This window comes from Brevundimonas sp. (assembly GCF_046299535.1).
In the GTDB taxonomy this organism is placed as follows: domain Bacteria; phylum Pseudomonadota; class Alphaproteobacteria; order Caulobacterales; family Caulobacteraceae; genus Brevundimonas.
In genome coordinates, this window is the sequence record NZ_JBKBIB010000015.1 from 18,345 (window position 1) to 38,629 (window position 20,285).

Here is a 20,285-nt window from a genome sequence, read left to right on the forward strand (position 1 = left end):
CTCGGCGTTCACCCTCGGCCCCGAAGAACCAGAACGCCTGAAATTTCAGTGGCTCCCTTGGGGAGGAGCGCGCCTTCGCAATGGTCGGAGGGCGACGGACCATGCCTCGGCGCTTTCGCGCAGCTTCTTTTCGGAATCAGCGGAGCGGGCACATATACTCGCTTTTCGGACGAAATAAAGGCCCTCGCGCCCAGATATCCGCAGATGACGGAATCGGCTAGCGTGATCCCATGAACCGCACCCTCATCCCCCTCGCCGCCCTGACCCTCGCCCTCGCCGCCTGCGCCACGGCGCCCCGGCCCGCGCCGGTCGATCCGGGCCCGCCCTCGCAGGCGCGCTGGGAGGCGGGTCAGGAGGCCTATCTGGCCTGGAGCGGGGCGCGGCGCGGCTGGGCCGCCACGGAAAGCGGCCTGCAGCACCGGCGCGAAGGGCGCGCCAATCCCGACGGCGCCATGCCGGGACCGACCGACACGGTGCGCGTCCACTATGAGGGGACCTTCATCGATGGGCGGGTGTTCGACAGCTCCTACGAGCGGGGCGAGCCGATCGAATTCCCGCTCAATCGCGTCATCCCCGGCTGGACCGAGGGCCTGCAGCTGATGCGGGTCGGTGAGACGTTCAACTTCGTCATTCCGGCCGACCTGGCCTATGGCGCGCGCGGCGCGGGCGGCGGCGAAATCCCGCCGAACTCGGCCCTGCTGTTCAAGGTCGAACTGCTTGAGGTCACGCCGGCGCGATAGGGTCCGGCGGCGCCGGGGTCGCGGCGCCTTCGACGATCAGCCAGTCCTGAAAGGCGTCCATGGCCGCGTCGGCGCGGCCTGGCGGGCGCAGGAAGACGAAGGACGCGGGGCGCGAGATGAAGCCGAACGGCGCGGCCAGGCGGCCGGCGGCGATATCCGGCGCTCCGAAGCTCCACGGAATGACGGCCGCGCCCAGCCCGGCCGCAGCCGCCTCGATCAGGGAATGGTTGTGGCCGAACTCGCGCTCGGCGGCGGGCGGCGGCAGGTCCAGCCGGTTCGCGGCGGCCCACGTTCGCCAGCCCTCGCGGTAGGTTGTGGCGTAGAGGCGCGGCATACGGAACAGGGCGGCGAGGGTCAGGTCCGCCCCGGCCAGGCCCGCCGCGACCACCGGGCCGTGGTTGTTGGGCAGAAAGGCGGTTCTGGCCTCGAACGCCGGGTCATCGTGGTCGACGATGCGGATGGCGCCGTCGCAGGCGTGGTGGCGGAAATCCACCGACCCATGGGATTCAGAGACCCGCACCTTCAGGTCGGGATGCTGCTCGACGAAGCGGGACAGGCGCGGGATCAGCCATTTCATGGCGAAGGTGCCCAGGCACGCGATCTCGATCTCGCGGCGGGCGCCCGGCCCTGACCGCGCGGCGGCCACGGCCTGGGCCATGCCGTCGAAGGGGGCCTTCAGGCCATCGGCGAGAACACGCCCGGCGGCCGTCAGCTGGAGACGGTTGCGGGGACCCTCGACCAGCACCACGCCCAGCTGATCCTGAAGCTGTTTTACCTGCCGGCTCACCGCGCCGTGGGTGACGCACAGCTCGTCGGCGGCCGTCGTCATGGAGCCGTGACGGGCGAAGGCCTCGAAGGCGCGCAGGGCGTTGAGCGGCGGAAGCGGGCGGCGCATGTGACGAAACCTCACAAGGAAGCTTCGCTTAAATCGATTGGCCGTCGGGGGCAATCGACGCTTCATCCTGACCGATGAACCGGAAAGACAGACCCCCCCTGCCCCCGCCGCGCCGGATCACGCCCGGATACGTCCTCGCCGTCGCCGCCGTCTGGACGGCGGTGCTTTATGCGCTGATGGGCGGCGGATAGAAAAAGGGCGGCGGACCTGAAGCCCGCCGCCCTGAATTCAAACCAGATCAGAAGGGACCGATCAGTCCTCGGAGTCGTCGGCGGCCGAGTAGACCGGACCGGAGTCCAGACCCTTGGCGTCCACGTCGCGGTCGACGAACTCGATCACGGCCATGGCGGCGTTGTCGCCGTGGCGGAAGCCGGCCTTCATGATGCGGATGTAGCCGCCCGGACGCTCGGCGTAACGACCGCCGATGGTGTCGAACAGCTTGCCGACCTGGGTCACGTCGCGGACCTGGCTGATGGCCTGACGACGTGCGGCCAGATCACCCTTCTTGGCCAGGGTGACCAGCTTCTCCACGTAGGGACGAAGCTCCTTGGCCTTGGGCAAGGTCGTCGTGATCTGCTCGTGCTTGATCAGCGACGCAGCCATGTTGGCCAGCATGGCCTGGCGGTGGCTGGCCGTGCGGCCGAGCTTACGATGAGCGGCGCCGTGGCGCATTGGGGTCTCTCCTCAGTCAGACCGGGCGTCAACGCCGCCCCGGCCCTTTAGCAACCTAGATCTGGTCTTCGAACTTCTTGGCGAGTTCCTCGATGTTCTCCGGCGGCCAGTTCGGCACATCCATGCCGAGCGACAGGCTCATCGAAGCGAGGACTTCCTTGATTTCATTCAGCGACTTGCGGCCGAAGTTCGGGGTGCGAAGCATTTCGCCCTCGGTCTTCTGGATCAGGTCGCCGATGTAGACGATGTTGTCGTTCTTCAGGCAGTTGGCCGAACGGACCGACAGCTCCAGCTCGTCCACCTTCTTCAGCAGGGCCGGGTTGAAGGGCAGGTCGGGCTTGCCGTCCGCAGCCTCGACCGCCGCCTTGGGCTCGTCGAAGGTGATGAAGATCTGCAGCTGGTCCTGAAGGATGCGGGCGGCGTAGGCCACGGCGTCCACCGGCGACACCGCGCCGTTGGTCTCCACTTCCATGATCAGCTTGTCGTAGTCCAGCGACTGGCCCTGACGGGTCGGCTCGACCCGGTAGGCGACGCGCTTGACCGGCGAATAGAGGGCATCCACCGAAATCAGCCCGATGGGGGCGTCTTCCGGACGGTTGAACTCGGCGGCCACATAGCCCTTGCCGTTCTGGACCGTCAGTTCCATGCGCACCGAGGCGCCGTCGTCCAGGGTGCAGAGCACGTGGTCGGGGTTCAGCACCTCGATGTCCGCCGGAGCGTCGATCTGGGCGGCGGTCACCGGGCCGGGGCCGTCAGCCTTCAGCGTCATGCGCTTGGGGCCTTCGGCGTGCAGGCGCAGGGCCAGCTGCTTGATGTTCAGGACGATGTCCACGACATCCTCGCGAACGCCTTCCAGCGACGAGAACTCGTGCACCACGCCGTCGATCTGGATGGCGGTCACGGCGGCGCCTTGCAGCGACGACAGCAGCACGCGGCGCAGGGCGTTGCCCAGGGTCACGCCGAAGCCGCGCTCGAGCGGTTCCGCCACCAGCCGCGCCTTGCGCTGCGGATCGCCGCCCGCGTCGATCTGCGGCTTTTCGGGACGGATCAGCTCTTGCCAGTTTCTTTCGATCATCGATGTCCCTCGAACGGGTTTCGCCGGGCCCGCGTCCAGCGTTCTGGACGCCAGGACCGGCGTAGGAATGGGGTCGGCGGCAGGCTTAGACGCGGCGGCGCTTGGGCGGGCGGCATCCGTTGTGCGGCATCGGGGTGACGTCGCGGATGGTGGTGATGGTCATGCCCGCGGCCTGCAGGGCGCGCAGGGCCGACTCACGGCCGGAGCCGGGGCCCGAGACGTTGACTTCCAGGGTCTTGACGCCGTGCTCGCCAGCCTTCTTGGCCGCGTCCTCGGCGGCCATCTGGGCGGCGTACGGGGTCGACTTGCGCGAACCCTTGAAGCCCATGTGGCCGGCCGACGACCAGGAGATGGCGTTCCCCTGCGCGTCGGTGATGGTCACCATGGTGTTGTTGAAGCTGGCGTTCACGTGGGCGACGCCGGAAGTGATGTTCTTGCGCTCGCGCTTCTTTACGCGACCCGGTTCCTTGGCCATGTGTCTGTCTTACTTCTTCTTGCCGGCGATCGGCTTGGCGGGGCCCTTGCGGGTGCGGGCGTTGGTGTGGGTGCGCTGGCCGCGGACCGGCAGGCCCTTGCGGTGACGCAGCCCGCGGTAGCAGGCCAGGTCCATCAGGCGCTTGATGTTCATGGACGTCTCGCGGCGCAGGTCGCCCTCGACCATGAAGTCGCTGTCGATCGCTTCACGGATCTGGAGCACCTCGGCGTCGGTCAGCTCGTTGACCCGGCGCGCGGGCTCGATGCCGACCTTGGCGGTGATGTCCCTGGCCGACTTCGGGCCAATGCCATGAATGTACTGAAGCGCGATCTCAACGCGCTTGTTCGTCGGAATGTTGACGCCTGCGATACGGGCCACGTTGTCGATCTCTCCAATACGCGTCGCAGACGCGAAGAACGCTCCGGTCGACAGACCAGGAGCGCGCTGCGCGTCTTTCGCGGAAGACGGGCCTTATACAGGGGATTCAGATTGCGTCAATGGGTGGGCGCGCTCAGCGGCGCGGCCGGCCGAAGTCGACGCCCACGACGACCCGCTGACCTTCAACAGGTCTACCGCCCTGCGTCGGGGGACGAAAGCGGAAATAGCGGGAGACGACGAGCCCTGCGTCGCCGAAGCCCCGCCCGGGCGGGTCCTCGCTGACCACGCGGCACTGGTCCAGATACTGGTCCAGGCGGATGATGCAGGACAGGCTGACCCGGCCATAGACGCTGCGCGCGCCGGGCGGATGGACGGCCTGGATCTGGCCCAGGGTGGGTCCCCGCACGATCTGCGCCGGGCCGCTGCCCGAGCCGGGACCGTCGCCCGCGCCGGTTCCCGTGCCCCGCCCCGTCCCCTGCCCGCCCTGGCCCATGCCGGGCTCCGGGCTTTCGGTCGGGGCGATGCCGATGTTGAGCGCGGGTTCGGGCGCCTGTTCGATGGGCGCGATGATCTCGGGCGGATCAGGCGGCGGGTTCGGTGGCGTGTGGACGATGGACGGCGCGGCCGGGGCCCCGCCCCCCGCCTCGGGCGACGGGTCCAGCGGCGGGATCTCGGGTTCCGGCTCCAGCGGCGGGACCAGAAAGACCTCGATGGGCGGCGGCGGCGGATCGGGCGGCTGGGGCTGGGACCGGCTCAGCACCGCCATCAGGGCGACGTGGGCCAGGCCCACGCCCAGCACCGCGCCCAGCTTGCGCACCCGCTTCCGATCCAGCCGCCAGTCGATGCCCGTCACGCCGCCTCCGTCATCTCACACGGAGACTAACGCTCAAGCTTCGACTTCGATCAGCCGCCCTACTCCACCGCCTCGGTCTTTTCGCCGGCCTTGCGCTTGGCCGGGCCCGCCTCGGCCGTGGTGATGTCGAAGGCGATCTTGCCGTCCTTCAGGGTCACCTTCACATGGCCCCCGCGCATCAGGCGTCCGAACAGGATGTCGTCGGCCAGGGGCTTCTTGATGGAGTCCTGGATGACGCGGGCCAGGGGGCGCGCGCCGTACAGTTCGTCGAAGCCGTTCTGGGCCAGCCAGTCCGTGGCCTCCTCGGTCAGTTCGATGGTGATGTTGCGGTCCGCCAGCTGGGCTTCCAGCTGCAGCACGAACTTGGTCACCACCTGACGGATGACGTCCTGACCCAGCGGCTTGAACGCCACGATGGCGTCCAGACGGTTGCGGAACTCGGGCGTGAACAGGCGCTGGATGGCCTTGTCGTCCTCGCCCTCCACCTTGCCGCGGCCGAAGCCGATCGAGGCCCGCGCGTTGTCGGCGGCCCCCGCATTGGTGGTCATGATCAGAACCACATTGCGGAAGTCGACCTTCTTGCCCACCGCGTCGGTCAGCATGCCGTGGTCCATGACCTGGAGCAGGATGTTGTAGACGTCGGGGTGCGCCTTCTCGATCTCGTCCAGCAGGACCACCGCGTGGGGATGCTGGTCCACCGCGTCGGTGAGCAGGCCGCCCTGGTCGTGGCCCACATAGCCCGGAGGCGCCCCGATCAGGCGGCTGACGGTGTGGCGCTCCATGTATTCGGACATGTCGAAGCGCAGCATCTCGATGCCCAGCGTCCCCGCCAGCTGCTTGGCCGCCTCGGTCTTGCCGACCCCGGTGGGGCCGCTGAACAGATAGCTGCCGATGGGCTTGTTTGGATCGCGCAGGCCGGCGCGGGCCAGCTTCATGGCCGTGGCCAGTTGCTCGATGGCCTGATCCTGACCGAACACCGCGCGCTGCAGGTCGATGTGCAGGTTCTTGAGCGCCTCGGTGTCGGACTTGGACACCGACTTGGCCGGGATGCGGGCCATCTTGGATACGACGGCCTCGATCTCCTTCTGGCCGATGGTCTTCTTGCGCTTGGACTCCGACAACAGCATCTGGCTGGCGCCCGCCTCGTCGATCACGTCGATGGCCTTGTCCGGCAGTTTGCGGTCGGTCATGTAGCGGGCCGACAGTTCCACCGCCGAGCGGATCGCCGCATCGGTGTAGCGCAGCTTGTGGAAGGTCTCGTAGTAGCTCTTGAGGCCCTTCAGGATCTTGATGGTGTCGTCCACCGTCGGCTCGTTCACATCGATCTTCTGGAACCGGCGCACCAGGGCGCGGTCCTTCTCGAAGTGCTGGCGATACTCCTTGTAGGTGGTGGAGCCCATGCAGCGCAGGCTGCCCGAGGCGAGCGCCGGCTTCAGCAGGTTGGACGCATCCATCGCCCCGCCCGAGGTGGCGCCGGCGCCGATCACCGTGTGGATTTCGTCGATGAACAGGATGGAGTCCGGATGGTTCTCCAGTTCCTTGACCACCTGCTTCAGCCGCTCCTCGAAGTCGCCGCGATAGCGGGTGCCGGCCAGCAGCGCGCCCATGTCGAGCGAGAAGATGACAGCGTTCTTGAGGACGTCGGGCACTTCTTTGTTGACGATCTTGAGCGCCAGCCCTTCGGCGATGGCGGTCTTGCCCACGCCGGGGTCGCCCACCAGCAGCGGGTTGTTCTTGGTGCGGCGGCACAGGATCTGGATCGAGCGCTCCACCTCGGCGTGACGGCCGATGAGAGGGTCGATCTTCCCTTCCTTCGACTTCTCGTTGAGGTTGACGCAATAGGCGTCGAGCGCCTCGCCGCCCTGTTTGACCACGGCGGCTTCCTCGCCCTCTTCGGCCGACGGACCGCCACGATTTGGCTTGGCTTCGGACGCGCCCGCCTTCTTGGCGATGCCGTGAGCGATGTAGTTGACCGCGTCATAGCGGGTCATGTCCTGCTCCTGCAGGAAATAGGCGGCGTGGCTCTCACGCTCGGAGAAGATGGCCACCAGCACATTGGCGCCGGTGACTTCCTCGCGGCCCGACGACTGGACATGGATGACCGCGCGCTGGATCACGCGCTGGAAGCCGGCCGTGGGCTTGGCGTCCTCGCCCATGGAGGTGGCCAGGGCCGCCAGGTCGGTGTCCACATACAGGGCGAGCGCGGTCTTCAGGCTGACCAGGTCGACGTTGCAGGCGGCCATGACGGCGCCCGCTTCGGGGTCGTCGACAAGCGCCAGCAGAAGGTGCTCCAGCGTGGCGTATTCGTGCCGGCGCTCATTGGCGTAGGCGACCGCCCGGTGCAGGGTTTCTTCGAGGTGGCGCGAAAATGAGGGCAACAGGGGTTCCTCTCAGTCCTTTTCCATTGTGCATTGCAGCGGGTGCTGATGCCGGCGGGCGGTCTCCACCACCTGGGCGACCTTGGTTTCGGCCACTTCGTAGGTGAACACCCCGCAAACGCCCACGCCATGCTGATGCACATGCAGCATGATGCGGGTGGCGTCCTCGCGCGACTTGGCGAAGAACCGCTCCAGCACGTAGATGACGAACTCCATCGGCGTGTAGTCGTCGTTCAGGATCAGAACGCGATACAGCGACGGCTTTTGCAGCTTGGGCCGGGTTTCGGTGACGACGGCCGTGCCGTAGCCGCCCCCGCCTGTCTGTCCCTGATCCGTTTTTCTCGACGGCATGCTGTTCCGCTGTCTCTACGCTTCAATCCCGGAGCAAGGACTCGGTCCTGCTCACCCTGGATTAGATATGGAAAGTCGGGGCTTTTAAAAGGGGCGGTCGATCACGCTTGCGCGCGATCCCCGGACTTGAGGGGGTTCCGGGCACGAAAAAGGGCCCGGAGCAGCGCCCCGGACCCTCTCCGATCTCAGCAGGCGTATGGCTTAGCGCGCGGCCTGGAAGGTCTCGACGGTCGCGGTGACGCGCTCGTTGATGGGCTTGAAGGCGTCCTTGACCGAAGCGGTGTACAGTTCGGTGGTCTTGTTGAAAGCGCCCAGCCAGGCTTCGACCGAGGTCTTGGCGAAGGCGGTCTGCAGTTCAACCATTTCCTGGACCGAACGGGCCTGGGTCAGGGACTGGGCGGCGGCGACGCCGTCTTCCCAGGACTTCTTCGAGTAGGCCAGGGTCTGCTGGCTGATGGCCTCGGCGCCCTTCTGGGCGGCGGTGGCGCTTTCGACCATGGCTTCGAGGTTCTTCTTGCTGTGCGCGTTGAGTTCGCTCATGCCCGCGACGCTCTTCTCGATGCTGTCACGGAAAACCTTGGCGCCGGCGGCCTGGGTCTTCTCGGCCTTGGCGCTGGCCTGGTCGATGGTCTTCTTCACGGTTTCGGCGGTGTCGGCCATGGTCATGCTCCTGAACGGTCTGGGCGGTGAATCCCGCGCCATGATTTTTCTCGCCTGGGGAGAATCCCGAGCGACGCGCGTCTTATGACGCAGGTGCGAGAAAGGGTCAACCATCTTTTGTGCAGCGCACAATGAACTTTTCTTGACGCTTTCGCTCACGGCCGTTCAAAATTGCGTTTGCCGGTTGTTTACCACGCCGAAACCCTGAGCAAGCATGATAGCGTTTTGGTGCGTGGCGATACGGGGGCGGCGATCGCGCGTGAGTAAAGAGGCTATCGGGTCAATGACAGCATTCACACGACAAGCTGGCGGACGATGGGCCGGCCGACGCCACCTCGTCCTTGTACAGGCGCTTCTGTTCGGCTTCGTCCTGGTCGCGGCCGGGTTGACCCCCACGCCCGGCGCGGCGCCCCTGGTGGCCCAGTCGGGCGAGAACACCCGCTACGCCGCCATCGTGGTGGACGCGGAATCCGGCGAGGTGCTGTTCGCCCGGCGCGCCGACAATCCGCGCTATCCCGCCTCCATCACCAAGGTCATGACCCTCTATATGACGTTCGAGGCGCTGTCCGACGGACGGATCAAGCTGGACGACATGATCACCGTGTCGCCGCGCGCCGCCTCGCAGCCGCCGTCGAAACTGGGCCTGGCCGCAGGTCAGCGCATTTCCGTGGACGACGCCATCCGCTCGCTGGCGGTGCGTTCCGCCAACGATATGGCCATGGCCCTCGCCGAACATGTGGGGGGATCGGAGGCGCGCTTCGCGGCCATGTCCACCCTGCGAGCGCAGGAACTGGGCATGACCCAGAGCCGGTTCGTGAATCCCCACGGCCTGCCCGACAGCCGCCAGATTTCCTCCGCCCGCGACCTGGCCATCCTCAGCCGCGCGGTGATGCGCGACTACCCGCAGTACTACCACTATTTCGGGCAACACCACTGGGTCTACAACGGTCGGCAGTACGGCAACACCAACGGGTTGCTGCACTCGGGCAACGGCTATGATGGCATCAAGACCGGCTTCACCAATGCTTCGGGCTACAATCTGGCGGCGTCAGCGGTGCGGGACGGACGGCGGATCATCACCGTGGTGCTTGGCGGACGCTCCAGCCGGTCGCGCAACGATCACGTGGCGGAGCTGATGAACACCGGCTTCGAGGTCGAGCGGCGCCGGGCGTCCGGCGAATCCATCCAGGTGGCCCAGACCTTCTTTGAATCCCGCGGCTACGGCGTCGGCAGCGCCGCGTCCGGACCGGTCCAGTACGCCTCGGTCGAGACCTTCGGCAGCGACACCCAGCCGGAATCGACCACGGCGGTGGCCTTCACCTCGGCCCCCGCGAACACCGCCGGCGTCACCGCCAGCCCCAGCTTCACCGCCGCCCTCAACGGCGCGCCCTCTCAGCAGGCGGCCCTGCGGCCTGCGCGCGAAGCCGCCGCTCCCGCCAGCCAGTCCGGGACCTGGGCCGTGCAGGTGGGCGCCTTCCGGGACCGCACCGTGGCCGACAACTGGCTGACCGAGGTCAATCGCCGCTTCCGCACCCAGTTCAACGGGGCCGAACGCGCCGTCCAGACCGCCGGGGAATGGTATCGCAGTCGCTTCACCGGCCTGACCGAGGACAGCGCGCGCGCCGCCTGCGCCGCCCTGGCCGAGCGCCGCGTCACCTGCATGGTGGTCCGGCCGGACTGATCAGCCCTTCAGCAGGCGATCCCGGGCCGCGTTCAGGCGCGACGCCAGACCTTCGGTGCCGCCCTGATCGGGGTGGGCGCGGGCCATCAGACGTTTCCAGGCGGTGTTGATCTGATCCGTCGTTGCATCAGGGGCCACGCCCAGGGTGTCGCGGGCTTCTTTCACGCTCATGCCGGACTCGACCGAGCGGACGACGGCGCGGATGCGGGAGGCGAAGGCCAGATAAAGGCCCGCCGCGATCAGGGCCCCGCCAATCAGCCAGGCGCCGCGCGCCAGCGCCAGGACGCCGCCGCCCAGACACGCCGCCGCGACAAGGGTGGCCGACACCCGCCACTGGCCCCTGCCCGGCCGCTCGGTCTGACGGCCCAGACGGACCAGCGCCCACAGGGCGACGCCCCCGACCACCAGCCAGATCAGGCCCATGACATCATCGGATCAGGCCGCGTCATCAAGGCGCGCGCCCTCTGCCAGACCCAGGGCCAGCATCAGGCTGCGCAGTTCCTGACGGGCCGAGACGTGGGCCAGGGCCATCTCCACCGGTTGCACCTGTTCGGACAGGTCGGCGACCGTCAGACCGAACGGAAACAGCTCGCGGTAGATGACCCGGTCGCGCAGGCCTGGCCCCATGCGGAAGCCCACCCGCTTGGCCAGTTTGGCCATGCGTTCCTCGAGGCGGCGGCGGTTGCGGGCCTCGAACACGGCCAGACGGTTGGTCACCACCACCCAGTCGATGGTCCCGGTCTGACCCTTGGCGGCGTTGGCGATGGCGCGCTGCTTGCGGGCCTCCCACACGGTCTCGGAATAGATGGACGGCTTCAGCAGATCGAGGGTCACCGGGTCCACGTGGCCCAGCAGGTCGAAGTCTACAAAGCTGTCGTTCATGGGGGTGACGATCAGGTCGGCCCGGCCGTGGGCGGCGCGGGACAGAACCGTGTCGCCGCCCGGGGTGTCTATGACGATGTATTCCGCCGACTGCGCCGCCTGGAACGCCGCCTCGAAGCGAGCCATCTGCTCGTCGTCGCCCGCGCGGGCCAGGGCGGCGCCGTCGCCCAGATCGGCCATGACGGGCTCGGGCAGAATCTGGTTGTTGGCGGCCAGCCAGGAGCGGCGGCTGGCGAAGAACCGGGCCAGCGACTTCTGCCGCAGGTCCAGATCGATGACCGCCACCTGGCGGCCCGCCTCCAGCAGGGCGGCGACGATATGGATGGCCAGGGTGGACTTGCCCGCCCCGCCCTTTTCGTTGCCGACGACGATGACCTTCGCCTCAGACATGTTTGCTCACAGCCCCATGAGCCGCGAATCCATGCGCGGCGGAACTGTCAGAGTCAGGGCTGGGAAGCCGAAGGTCAACGAAGCGGAGAGACGCGCCTGTGGAGCGCTCAGGCGCGTCCGGCGGCGGCGCACCAGGGATCGCTCACCTGGGCCGCCCGGCAGATCTCTGCCGCGGTGTCGGCCGGGGCGCCGACCTTGAGGCGCACCAGTTCGCGCCCGTTTACGGTCACCGGCTCGAACCGGGGCGTCAGACCTTCAAGGGCGGCGCGGGCGGCCCCGGTGCTGAAGCGGGTCCAGGCCTCGCGGGCCGAAGCCTCGCTGTGGAAGGCGCCCAGCTGGATCACCGCGCCGGGGCGAACCGGGGTGGAAACGGCGGGGCGCAAGTGGTCGGAGACGGCGCGGCTGACCTGATCGCTGGCCGCCTGGACGATGGCGGGCGCGGCGGCCTCGGCCACGGCCGGCGCCGCGGCCTCGATGACGCCGCGCAGGCCGCCGTCACGGGCGTCCCAAAGGGCGTGGGGGTCCAGCACCTCGACCCGGAGGGCCTGACGCAGACCAGCGGTCTCGGCCCGGGCGGGCGCGACCGGCGCACCGGGCGCGTCCTGCGAGGCATGGGTCGACAGCCGGATATCGGCCACGCGCTCGGCCATGGCCTCGAAACGGTTGGGTTGATCCTCGACCATGCCGCAGGCGCCCAGCGAAAGGATCGCTGCGCCCATCAGCCCTTTACGGAACAGGTCGGTCGGCGTCATAAGCGCCACCCTAGCGGACGGCTCTCAAGACGCCGTTGAAAGACACGCTTAATCGGAGAGGTTAACGCGTAAACCATGACCGCCGTCCCCGAACTCATACTGACACGCACAGTGGCCGACCTGCGTGAACAGGTCGCCGCCTTGCGTAACGCGGGAAAACGCATCGGGTTCGTTCCCACCATGGGCGCCCTGCACGAGGGGCATCTGGCGCTGGTGGCCGAGGCCCGGCGGCTGAGCGACGCGGTGGTCGCCAGCGTGTTCGTCAATCCGACCCAGTTCGCAGCGCACGAGGATCTGGGGACCTATCCCCGGCAGGAGGCGCGCGACGCCGAACTGCTGGCCGGCGCCGGCTGTTCGATCCTGTTCGCGCCCGACGCGGCCGGGATGTACCCGGACGGCTTCGCCACCTCGGTGCAGGTGGGCGGGCCCAGCGCGGGGCTGGAGACCGACTTCCGCCCCCACTTCTTCGGCGGCGTCGCCGTGGTGGTGGCCAAGCTGCTGAACCAGGTCCAGGCGGGCGTGGCCGTGTTCGGCGAGAAGGATTACCAGCAGTTGATGGTGGTCCGGCGCATGGCCCGCGATCTGGACATCCCGACGGCGATCGTCGGCGCGCCCACGGTACGGGACGACCACGGCCTGGCCCTGTCCTCGCGCAACGCCTACCTGTCCGCCGAGGAACTGGCGGTGGCCCGGCGGCTGAATAATTTTCTCAGCTGGGGAGCTGAAGGCGCCGCAGCCGGTGGGCCGATTGAATGCATAGAGGCTGACGTCGCCAGCGGCCTTATTGAGGCCGGGTTCGCGAAGGTGGACTATGTGGCCATCCGCCATGCGGAGACCCTCGCGCCGTTCAGCGGCGTCGTGGACGGCCCCGCCCGAATCCTGGCGGCGGCGTGGCTGGGCAAGACCCGGCTGATCGACAACATGGCGGTCTGACCGCCGTCGTCCTCGCGGAGAAGCCCCGTCAGGCCGCGCGGCTGACGGCGAAATCGGCCAGCGAGGCCAACGCCCGGCGCCATTCGGTGTCCGGCAGCACATCCAGCGCGGCCTTGGCCCGGTCCGACCATGCGGCCGCCTCATCGAGCGTGGCGCTCAGGGCGCCGCTGGCCACGATCAGTTCGCGGGCGCGGCGGAAATCCTCTTCAGTCTGCTCGCGGCGGTCTACGGTGCGGGTCCAGAAGGCCGCCTCGGCCGCGCCGGTGCGCTCCATGGCGATCAGCAGGGGCAGGGTCACCTTGGCCTCCCGGAAGTCATCGCCGGCGTTCTTGCCCAGGGTCTCCGAGGCGCCGCCGTAGTCCAGGGCGTCGTCGGCCAGCTGGAACGCCACGCCCAGGGCCATGCCGTAGTCGCGCAGCGCCGTCACCTGGGGGTCGCCGGCCCCGGCGCCCAGGGCGCCCGATTCAGCGGCGGCGGCGAACAGTTCGGCGGTCTTGGCCTGGATGATCTTGAGATAGGTGTCGCGGTCCAGGGTGATGTCGTGGGCGCGGGTCAGCTGCAGCACCTCGCCCTCGGCGATGACCCCCGCGGCGCGGGCCAGCACGCCCAGGGCGCGCATGTTGTCGGTCTCCACCATCAGCTCGAAGGCGCGGGCGAACAGGAAATCGCCCACCAGAACGCTGGACGCCGCGCCCCAGATCAGGTGCGCCGCCACCTTGCCACGGCGCAGCTCGGATCCGTCCACCACGTCATCGTGCAGCAAGGTCGCCGTATGGATGAACTCCACCGCCGCCGCCAGGCTGACCGCCGCCTCCACCGGCCCGCCCGTCGCCCGCGCGGCGGCCACGGTCAGCAGGGGACGCAGACGCTTGCCGCCCGCCGCCACCAGATGCTCCGCCAGCAGCGGAATGACCGGCACGTCGGACTGCATGCGTTCGATGATCAGGGCGTCCACCCGCCCCATGTCGGCCTCGGCCAGGCGGACCAGCGGCGCCACGTCGCCTTTGGGGCGCGCCGGAACGGACAGGGCGGAGGTTGCGTCCAAGGCGAAGGCTCTTTCCATACGCGCCGGGCGGTCCCGGCCTTAAAATCGAGGCGCCGACTTGCCCCGCTTCGTCGCGGCGCACAATGGTGAGGGGGCCATCAGGGGTCAAGAAGCGTGAACGCCACACCCGAACAGATCGACGTGACCGAAAACGCCCTGCTGGACGGGCGCGTGCGCCTGCGCCAGCCCGCGCGGGGCTACCGGGCCGGCATGGACGCCGCCCTGCTGGCCGCCGCCTGCCCCGCCCGGCCCGGCGAGCGGGTGCTGGAGGCCGGCTGCGGCGCGGGCGCGGTGCTGATGCAGATCGCCGCCCGGCGGCCGGGCGTGACGCTGGCGGGACTGGAGCGGGATGCGGCCATGGCCGGGCTGGCGGCGGACAACGCCGCGCTGAACGGCTGGGGCGAGCGGATCGCAGTGCATCAGGGCGACGTGGCCGCCGGGTTCCGGGCGCTGGGGCTGGAGCCCTTCGACTGGGCGGTCAGCAATCCGCCCTTCTTCGACGACCCCGCCGCCTTGCGCGCCCCCGCCCCCGGCAAGCGCGGCGCCTGGATGGCCGACGACGGACTGGCGGCCTGGACCGGTTTCCTGCTCAAGTCCGTGAAGGAAGGCGGCCGCATCGTCATGATCCACCGCGCCGATCGGCTGGCGGACCTGCTGGCCCTGCTGGGGGACAAGGCGGGCTCGATCGCGGTGCGCCCGGTGCACCCCTACGCCGACGAACCGGCAAAACGGGTGCTGGTTCACGCCATCAAGACCGGCCGCGCGCCCCTGCGCCTGCTGCCGCCCGTGATCCTGCACGACCGCGACGGGGCGAAGCACTCGGCCGAGGCGGAAGCGATCCTGCGGGGGGAGGCGGAGATCGGGTGGTGACAACGTCCCTGTCCCGATGGGAGAGGGCTGCGCGCAGCGGAATGCGAAGCAGGCCGCTTCTTCGCGCGCAGGGTGAGGGTCGAACGCATGGGGTCAGGCTATCCGACCCTCATCCCCCGCGCGCAGAACCGTCCCCCGGAACAAGTCCGGGGTCCGGTGCGCGGGTTCCCCCTTCTCCCAATGGGAGAAGGTCAGGGCCTTACGCCGCCTTGCGCTGCGCCTCTTTTTCGTCCCTCGCCGCATTGATCCGCGCCTCGGCGATGGCGTCGGCGATCTCGTGGGTCGGGCGCTTTTCGGCGTCGGAGCGCTCCAGCACCTCCTCCAGCGTCTGCATCAGCCGGTCCAGCTTGCCCTCAACCCACTCGGGGTCATACGAGCCGCCGGTTTCGCGGGCGCGCATCTCGGAGGCCACATTGATGATGCCGCCGCCGTTGACCACGTAGTCGGGGGCGTACAGCACGCCCCGGCGGAACAGCTCGTGGCCGATTTCCGGCGTCGCCAGCTGGTTGTTGGCCGCGCCCACCACCGCCCGGGCCGTGATCCGGTCCAGCGTCTTCTCATTCAGCGTCGCGCCCAGGGCGCACGGGGCATAGATGTCGGCCTGCACATCATAGATGGCGTCCGGCGCCACGATCTCGGCATGGGTGCGGGCCGCGACCTCTTCCAGCGCCTGGGTGTTCACGTCGGTGATGATCAGCTTCGCCCCGGCCTTCGCCAGCTTGTCAGCCAGATAGCCGCCCACATGACCCACGCCCTGCACCGCCACCGTCAGGCCGGTCAGGTCGTCCTGCTTCCACAGGCGGCGCGCGGCCACCAGGGTGGAGCGGTAGACCCCCTCGGCGGTTACGGGGCTGGGGTCGCCCGACCCCTCCTTGCCGCCGGACAGGCCGACCACATAGGCGGTCTCCTTGCGGGCCTCGGCGATGTCCGCCACCGACACGCCCACGTCCTCGGCCGAATAGTAGGTTCCGCCCAGGGTGTTCAGCGCGCGGCCGAAGGCGCGGAACAGTTCCGGCGTCTTCTGGGTGCGGCTGTCGCCCATGATGACCGACTTGCCGCCGCCCATATCCAGATCGGCCACGGCGTTCTTGTAGCTCATGCCGCGCGACAGACGCAGAACGTCCTCCAGCGCCTCGGCCGAGGAGCCGTAGTTCCACATGCGGCAGCCGCCCACCGCCGGGCCCCGCGCGGTGGAGTGCACCGCGACAATGGCCTTGAGGCCGGTTTTCTCGTCAAAGAAGGCGTGGACGCCTTCGTGTTGTGCGAAAGACGGCGAATCGAAAAGCGTCATGCCCTGAACTGAGCCTTCCCTGAGCAGTTTTTTGTGCGCGGCAGATACGCCGCCTGCTCTTGCCGGGCAAGCATGACGGTTTCGAGGCGGCGACTATTCGGCGGGAACCGCCGGGGCGCCCGACGGGAACGGCGCGGCGGGGTCGCGCAGGAAGGACTCCACGTCCCCATAGACGCGCAGGGCCTGCCGGTCCCGGTTCAACAGGTGCCAGCCGTCTGCGTAGAAGGCCGTGCGCAGGTTGGGCGCGTCCCCTGCCCGCTCCAGCGCCAGCGCCATGGGGTCGGCCTCGATGATCTGGTCGTTGGCCCCATAGAACAGGGCCGTGGGCGCGCGGGTGCGGCCCAGATCGCGGCTTGCCGTCTCCATCAGATCCACCAGACCCGACAACGCGTCGAACCGGGTGGCGAAGATCATGTCCGGGTCGCGGCCCATGCGCAGCAGCTCCACCAGATTGTCCGAGGCGCGGATGTCTCGGACGGCCCAGTCGGGCGGCTCCAGCGCGGTGGAGCCCATCAGGCGCGCGGCGGCCCACAGGCTGGCGCGATAGCTGAGCGGCTGGCTGGACCAGCCCCACACCGCCGGGGCCAGCAGCACCAGCCGGTCGGCGGCAGGCGGGCGCTCCGACGCGAAGGCGGCGACGGCCACGGCCCCGCCCATGCTCTCCCCCGCCACGGCGATGATCGCGTTCGGGTGCCGGGCGCGGACCAGGGCTGTCACCGTGCGCAGGTCCTCGGTCATCAGGTCCTGCCCGGCCCAGACCCCGCGCCCGGGCGCCCGGCCGAAGCCGCGCTGGTCATAGGCGTAGGTGGCGACGCCCTGTTCCGCCCAGTGCGGCCCGGCCAGATGGAAGGAGGCCTTGTGATCGTTCATGCCGTGCAGGGCCACCACCACCGCCCACGGCTCGGCCTCGGGCAGCCAGCGCAGCATGGGCAGGCGGGCGCCGTCCTGAACCACGAAGGCGTCCGGCTCGATGGCGGGCCCGGCGAAGCCCGGCGTCGGGGTCAGGGGCTGCTGGACCGTCGGCGCGCAGGCGGAAAGCAGGAGAAAAAAGCCCAGTGCGAGACCCTTCTCCCATCGGGAGAAGGGGGAACCCGCGCATTTGAGCGCAGCGAAAACCCTGTGCGCGGGGGATGAGGGGTTACGGCGCCAGGGACGGTTCCACCGAACCCCCTCACCCTCCCGCCGCTTCGCGTCGGGCCCCTCCTTCACCCCACGGGAGAGGGGCTGTACATCCAGAGCCTTCATCATTTCAGCATAGCCCGCACCCGCTCGCGCAGATACGGCACCACCTCCGCCTCGAACCACGGATTGCGCCGCAGCCAGGCGGTGTTGCGCCAGGACGGGTGCGGCATCGGCAGGACGTCCGGCAGATACTCCCGCCACGCCGCCACGGTCGCGGTCATGGTCGGCTTCATGCGGTCGGCCAGCGCCCAGGCCTGGGCGTGCCCGCCCACCAGCAGGGTCAGTTCCATGCGCGGCAGGGCGTCCAGCAGGCGCGGCCGCCAAAGCTGGGCGCAGCGCTTGGGCGGCGGATGATCCCCGCCCCCGACCGCCGTGCCGGGATAGCAGAAGGCCTGGGCCGCCACGCCGATGCGCGGATCGCCGTAGAAGGTTTCGGAATCCACCCCCATCCAGTCGCGCAGCCGGTCGCCGGACGCGTCGGTGAACGGCGCGCCGCTCTCATGCACCCGCCGCCCCGGCGCCTGGCCGCAGATCAGCAAGCGCGTCTCGGGCGCCACCATCACCACCGGCCGGGGCTCATGCGCCAGCTCGCCCGCGCAGGCGCGGCAGGCGCGGATCTCGGCCAGGAGAGCGTTCAGGTCAGGCGGGGTCATCATCTCCAGGGGCGTCCGGCAGCTTCAGCCGGATAACGCCCTTGAAGGCGTTCGGATCGACGGGCTTGCCCTTCTTGGTGATGATCAGGCGGCCTTCGCGGGCCAGGCCCACGACCACGCCGCGCACCTTGGGCAGCATCCGCTGCCATTGCTCGGGCTGCAGTTCCTTGGCCACGTCGGACGGCTCGATGGACTTTCCGGGCGCCAGCCGGTTCAGGTGATCGAAAATGGCGCTCTCGATTGGATCGGTCATCGGGCCTATATGCTGCGCTGCAAAAGATATTTCGAGTCGGAGATTGAGGATGGTCGAGAAGATCACGGTGAGCGAGGGCGAATTCGCGGGCTGGCAGACCTATGACCTGCACGGCACCTTCGATCAGGTGGTGGGGCCCTTCTATTTCAAGCCGGACCCTGACGGCCAGATGCGCTGCGCCTTTCGGGCCGAACCCAAGCACATGAACGCCGGCGGGCGCATGCACGGCGGCTGCCTGATGACCTTCGCCGACATCGCCCTGTTCCAGACGGCCTATCAGGAGATGGAGGGCAAGTCCGGGGTGACGGTGCAGCTGGACTCCACCTTCATCGACGGCGCCCATGTGGGCGAACTGGTGGAGGCCACCGGGGAGGTGGTGCGCGCGGGCGGCTCGCTGATCTTCGTCCGCGGCCAGATCCAGACCGGCGACCGGACCCTGATGACCTTCTCCGGCGTGATCAAGAAGTTCACGCCGCGGGGCTGAGGTCAGGCGCGCATCACCGGGACTTGATAGTCCGCCAGCAGGCGGTCGCTCGTCATCAGAACCAGCTTTTCCTCGAGCGCTTGTGCAACCAGCAGCCGGTCAAAAGGATCACGGTGGATGCGTGGCAGGGTTCTGAGCCGCCACGCATGATGTCTGGTCACATCGAAGATTTCGCAGCCCAGGTCCGCCAGCACTTCTGGCAGGTCATAGTCGATAACGAGCTTGCCCGTTGAAACCTTGATGGCGGCCTCCAGAATGGAAACCGCGCTGACAATCAGGGTGTTAGCCGGGTCTTCGAGGGCTTCCCGCGCCGTGCGTGAGAGTCGCGCGGGATCGTCCAACATCCACAGGACGACGTTCGTATCCAGCAGCAGCCTCACTCTTCGGCCACGCCCCGCAGAGCCTCCACCGCCGGCTCCTCGCCATAGAAGAGCCGCTCAATCTCGGCGTTGGTTTCCGGGCTATCCCAGTCAGGCGCGAAGGTGATCTTTCCCCGCATGGCCCCGAGAATTCGGCGACGGTCCTGCGGCTTCGCGGTCTCGATCGGCTCAAGGCGCACAAGCGGCTTTCCCGCCTTGGCGATGATGACCTCCTCGCCGGCGACGGCCCGCTCGATCAGCTTCGACAGGTTGGTCTTGGCGTCGTGGATGTTCGCGGTGACGGCCATGCAAATAAGCTAACCCGGCTAAGGCAATTTTGCAAGCACTGGTTGTAGGGCCCCGATCAGCAAGCGGCGCGGCCCGTCGCCTATAGCCCCGCCTTCGCCGCCGGGCGGGCGCGACAGGCCTCGAGCCAGCGGTTGAAGTGGGCGTACTCTTCGGGCGGCCGGTATTTGATCAGGCGCCCGAAATCCACGCCGGTCGCCGCCACGATGTCGGCGATGGTGAAGCGGTCCGCGGCGATGAACTCCCCCTCGGCCAGCCGGCGGTCCAGCACCTTCATGTAGCGTTCGGCGCTGTCGCGGTTGTAGGCGGCCACCTCGGGCTTGGGCTCTTCCAGCGCGGCCAGCGCCGGATGGGTGAAGCGCACCGTCAGCATCATCGGCGTGGAGAGATACATCTCCACCCGCCGGGTCCACATCTCGATGACCGCCTGCTCCTTCGCGTCGCGCCCGAACAGGTTCGGCTCGGGATAGAGCGCCTCCAGATAGCGGCAGATGGCCAGGGATTCGGAAATGCAGGTCCCGTCGTCCAGCTCCAGCGCCGGCACGTGCGGCGCGCCCACCTTGTCGCGGTACTCGGCCGTGCGGTGCTGCCCCGCCAGCAGGTCCACCTGCACGATCTCGACGTCCTCGACGCCCTTTTCCGCCATCAGCCAGCGGACGCGGCGCGGGTTGGGCGCGCGTTGGGTGTCATAGAGCTTCATGGGTCGCCCTCCGGTTCGTTTCTTTTC

At 68.5% G+C, this 20,285-nt stretch carries 25 protein-coding genes; 5 read left to right on the plus strand and 20 right to left on the minus strand.

From position 1 onward, the window contains the following. The first annotated feature begins 230 nt into the window (after positions 1-230). The gene (locus ACK4FB_RS12535) at positions 231-740 is read left to right on the plus strand and encodes an FKBP-type peptidyl-prolyl cis-trans isomerase (RefSeq protein ID WP_409752748.1); all 510 of its coding nucleotides are present in this window, start codon (positions 231-233) and stop codon (positions 738-740) included. Here ACK4FB_RS12535 and ACK4FB_RS12540 read toward each other — a convergent pair. From ACK4FB_RS12540 to ACK4FB_RS12580, 9 genes are all read right to left on the minus strand, one after another. Continuing rightward, a complete protein-coding gene (locus ACK4FB_RS12540) occupies positions 724-1,635 on the minus strand; it encodes a LysR substrate-binding domain-containing protein (protein WP_409752751.1) in 912 nt (303 codons plus the stop codon). The two genes, ACK4FB_RS12535 and ACK4FB_RS12540, sit on opposite strands and share 17 nt — an antisense overlap. A gap of 252 nt (positions 1,636-1,887) precedes the next feature. Further along, a complete protein-coding gene (gene rplQ / locus ACK4FB_RS12545; RefSeq protein ID WP_409752754.1) occupies positions 1,888-2,307 on the minus strand; it encodes a 50S ribosomal protein L17 in 420 nt (139 codons plus the stop codon). Positions 2,308-2,362: 55 nt separating this feature from the next. Next, the gene (locus ACK4FB_RS12550) at positions 2,363-3,382 is read right to left on the minus strand and encodes a DNA-directed RNA polymerase subunit alpha (protein ID WP_409752757.1); all 1,020 of its coding nucleotides are present in this window, start codon (positions 3,380-3,382) and stop codon (positions 2,363-2,365) included. A gap of 85 nt (positions 3,383-3,467) precedes the next feature. After that, positions 3,468-3,857: a 30S ribosomal protein S11 gene (gene rpsK, locus ACK4FB_RS12555; RefSeq protein WP_122468702.1), complete on the minus strand. Its 390-nt coding sequence runs from the start codon at positions 3,855-3,857 to the stop codon at positions 3,468-3,470. A 9-nt stretch (positions 3,858-3,866) separates the two neighbouring features. Next, positions 3,867-4,235: a 30S ribosomal protein S13 gene (gene rpsM / locus ACK4FB_RS12560; protein WP_196838680.1), complete on the minus strand. Its 369-nt coding sequence runs from the start codon at positions 4,233-4,235 to the stop codon at positions 3,867-3,869. Between the two features lie 133 nt (positions 4,236-4,368). Continuing rightward, complete coding sequence (locus ACK4FB_RS12565; RefSeq protein WP_409752760.1) at positions 4,369-5,088, minus strand: energy transducer TonB; 720 nt, start codon at positions 5,086-5,088, stop codon at positions 4,369-4,371. Between the two features lie 59 nt (positions 5,089-5,147). Beyond that, entirely contained in the window at positions 5,148-7,466 is a 2,319-nt protein-coding gene (gene clpA, locus ACK4FB_RS12570) for an ATP-dependent Clp protease ATP-binding subunit ClpA (RefSeq protein WP_409752762.1), read from the minus strand. Positions 7,467-7,478: 12 nt separating this feature from the next. Then, entirely contained in the window at positions 7,479-7,817 is a 339-nt protein-coding gene (clpS, locus tag ACK4FB_RS12575; protein WP_409752765.1) for an ATP-dependent Clp protease adapter ClpS, read from the minus strand. A gap of 201 nt (positions 7,818-8,018) precedes the next feature. Then, complete coding sequence (locus tag ACK4FB_RS12580; protein ID WP_409752768.1) at positions 8,019-8,477, minus strand: phasin family protein; 459 nt, start codon at positions 8,475-8,477, stop codon at positions 8,019-8,021. A 283-nt stretch (positions 8,478-8,760) separates the two neighbouring features. On the opposite strand from ACK4FB_RS12580, the gene ACK4FB_RS12585 reads away from it, so the two are divergent. Continuing rightward, the gene (locus ACK4FB_RS12585) at positions 8,761-10,158 is read left to right on the plus strand and encodes a serine hydrolase (RefSeq protein ID WP_409752771.1); all 1,398 of its coding nucleotides are present in this window, start codon (positions 8,761-8,763) and stop codon (positions 10,156-10,158) included. On the opposite strand, the gene ACK4FB_RS12590 is transcribed toward ACK4FB_RS12585, so the two are convergent. The 3 genes from ACK4FB_RS12590 to ACK4FB_RS12600 form a co-directional block, all read right to left on the minus strand. Next, a complete protein-coding gene (locus tag ACK4FB_RS12590) occupies positions 10,159-10,581 on the minus strand; it encodes a molecular chaperone DnaJ (RefSeq protein ID WP_409752774.1) in 423 nt (140 codons plus the stop codon). It lies immediately after the preceding gene. A 12-nt stretch (positions 10,582-10,593) separates the two neighbouring features. After that, complete coding sequence (locus ACK4FB_RS12595; RefSeq protein ID WP_409752777.1) at positions 10,594-11,430, minus strand: division plane positioning ATPase MipZ; 837 nt, start codon at positions 11,428-11,430, stop codon at positions 10,594-10,596. Between the two features lie 107 nt (positions 11,431-11,537). Next, positions 11,538-12,182 carry an SPOR domain-containing protein gene (locus ACK4FB_RS12600; RefSeq protein ID WP_409752780.1) on the minus strand — a complete coding sequence of 215 codons (645 nt, stop codon included), beginning with the start codon at positions 12,180-12,182 and terminating at the stop codon, positions 11,538-11,540. 75 nt (positions 12,183-12,257) lie between these two features. Between ACK4FB_RS12600 and panC the strand changes: the two genes are divergently transcribed. Then, positions 12,258-13,115, plus strand: coding sequence for a pantoate--beta-alanine ligase (gene panC / locus ACK4FB_RS12605; RefSeq protein ID WP_409752783.1), 858 nt, complete (start codon positions 12,258-12,260; stop codon positions 13,113-13,115). A 28-nt stretch (positions 13,116-13,143) separates the two neighbouring features. Here panC and ACK4FB_RS12610 read toward each other — a convergent pair whose 3' ends face one another. Then, positions 13,144-14,160, minus strand: coding sequence for a polyprenyl synthetase family protein (locus ACK4FB_RS12610; RefSeq protein WP_409752786.1), 1,017 nt, complete (start codon positions 14,158-14,160; stop codon positions 13,144-13,146). A 114-nt stretch (positions 14,161-14,274) separates the two neighbouring features. Between ACK4FB_RS12610 and ACK4FB_RS12615 the strand changes: the two genes are divergently transcribed. Beyond that, positions 14,275-15,030 (plus strand): tRNA1(Val) (adenine(37)-N6)-methyltransferase, encoded by a 756-nt coding sequence (locus tag ACK4FB_RS12615; protein WP_409752789.1) that lies wholly within the window; start codon positions 14,275-14,277, stop codon positions 15,028-15,030. A gap of 199 nt (positions 15,031-15,229) precedes the next feature. Here ACK4FB_RS12615 and ACK4FB_RS12620 read toward each other — a convergent pair whose 3' ends face one another. From ACK4FB_RS12620 to ACK4FB_RS12635, 4 genes are all read right to left on the minus strand, one after another. Next, the gene (locus tag ACK4FB_RS12620; RefSeq protein WP_409752792.1) at positions 15,230-16,321 is read right to left on the minus strand and encodes a Glu/Leu/Phe/Val family dehydrogenase; all 1,092 of its coding nucleotides are present in this window, start codon (positions 16,319-16,321) and stop codon (positions 15,230-15,232) included. A 93-nt stretch (positions 16,322-16,414) separates the two neighbouring features. Continuing rightward, complete coding sequence (locus ACK4FB_RS12625) at positions 16,415-17,569, minus strand: alpha/beta fold hydrolase (RefSeq protein WP_409752795.1); 1,155 nt, start codon at positions 17,567-17,569, stop codon at positions 16,415-16,417. Then, positions 17,566-18,159, minus strand: a complete 594-nt coding sequence (locus ACK4FB_RS12630; protein ID WP_409752798.1) for a uracil-DNA glycosylase family protein — start codon at positions 18,157-18,159, stop codon at positions 17,566-17,568. Before ACK4FB_RS12630 ends, ACK4FB_RS12625 begins: the two co-directional genes overlap by 4 nt. Continuing rightward, entirely contained in the window at positions 18,143-18,409 is a 267-nt protein-coding gene (locus ACK4FB_RS12635; protein ID WP_409752801.1) for a DUF3253 domain-containing protein, read from the minus strand. The genes ACK4FB_RS12630 and ACK4FB_RS12635 overlap by 17 nt, the downstream gene beginning before the upstream one ends. Before the next feature lie 49 nt (positions 18,410-18,458). Here ACK4FB_RS12635 and ACK4FB_RS12640 point away from each other — a divergent pair, with 49 nt between their 5' ends. Continuing rightward, a complete protein-coding gene (locus ACK4FB_RS12640) occupies positions 18,459-18,893 on the plus strand; it encodes a PaaI family thioesterase (RefSeq protein WP_409752804.1) in 435 nt (144 codons plus the stop codon). Between the two features lie 2 nt (positions 18,894-18,895). Here the strand turns inward: ACK4FB_RS12640 and ACK4FB_RS12645 are convergent, their stop codons facing one another. From ACK4FB_RS12645 to ACK4FB_RS12655, 3 genes are all read right to left on the minus strand, one after another. After that, positions 18,896-19,273, minus strand: a complete 378-nt coding sequence (locus ACK4FB_RS12645) for a type II toxin-antitoxin system VapC family toxin (RefSeq protein WP_409752807.1) — start codon at positions 19,271-19,273, stop codon at positions 18,896-18,898. Beyond that, positions 19,270-19,560, minus strand: a complete 291-nt coding sequence (locus ACK4FB_RS12650; protein ID WP_409752810.1) for a type II toxin-antitoxin system Phd/YefM family antitoxin — start codon at positions 19,558-19,560, stop codon at positions 19,270-19,272. Before ACK4FB_RS12650 ends, ACK4FB_RS12645 begins: the two co-directional genes overlap by 4 nt. Before the next feature lie 80 nt (positions 19,561-19,640). Continuing rightward, positions 19,641-20,258, minus strand: a complete 618-nt coding sequence (locus ACK4FB_RS12655; protein ID WP_409752812.1) for a glutathione S-transferase family protein — start codon at positions 20,256-20,258, stop codon at positions 19,641-19,643. Positions 20,259-20,285: the final 27 nt, after the last annotated feature.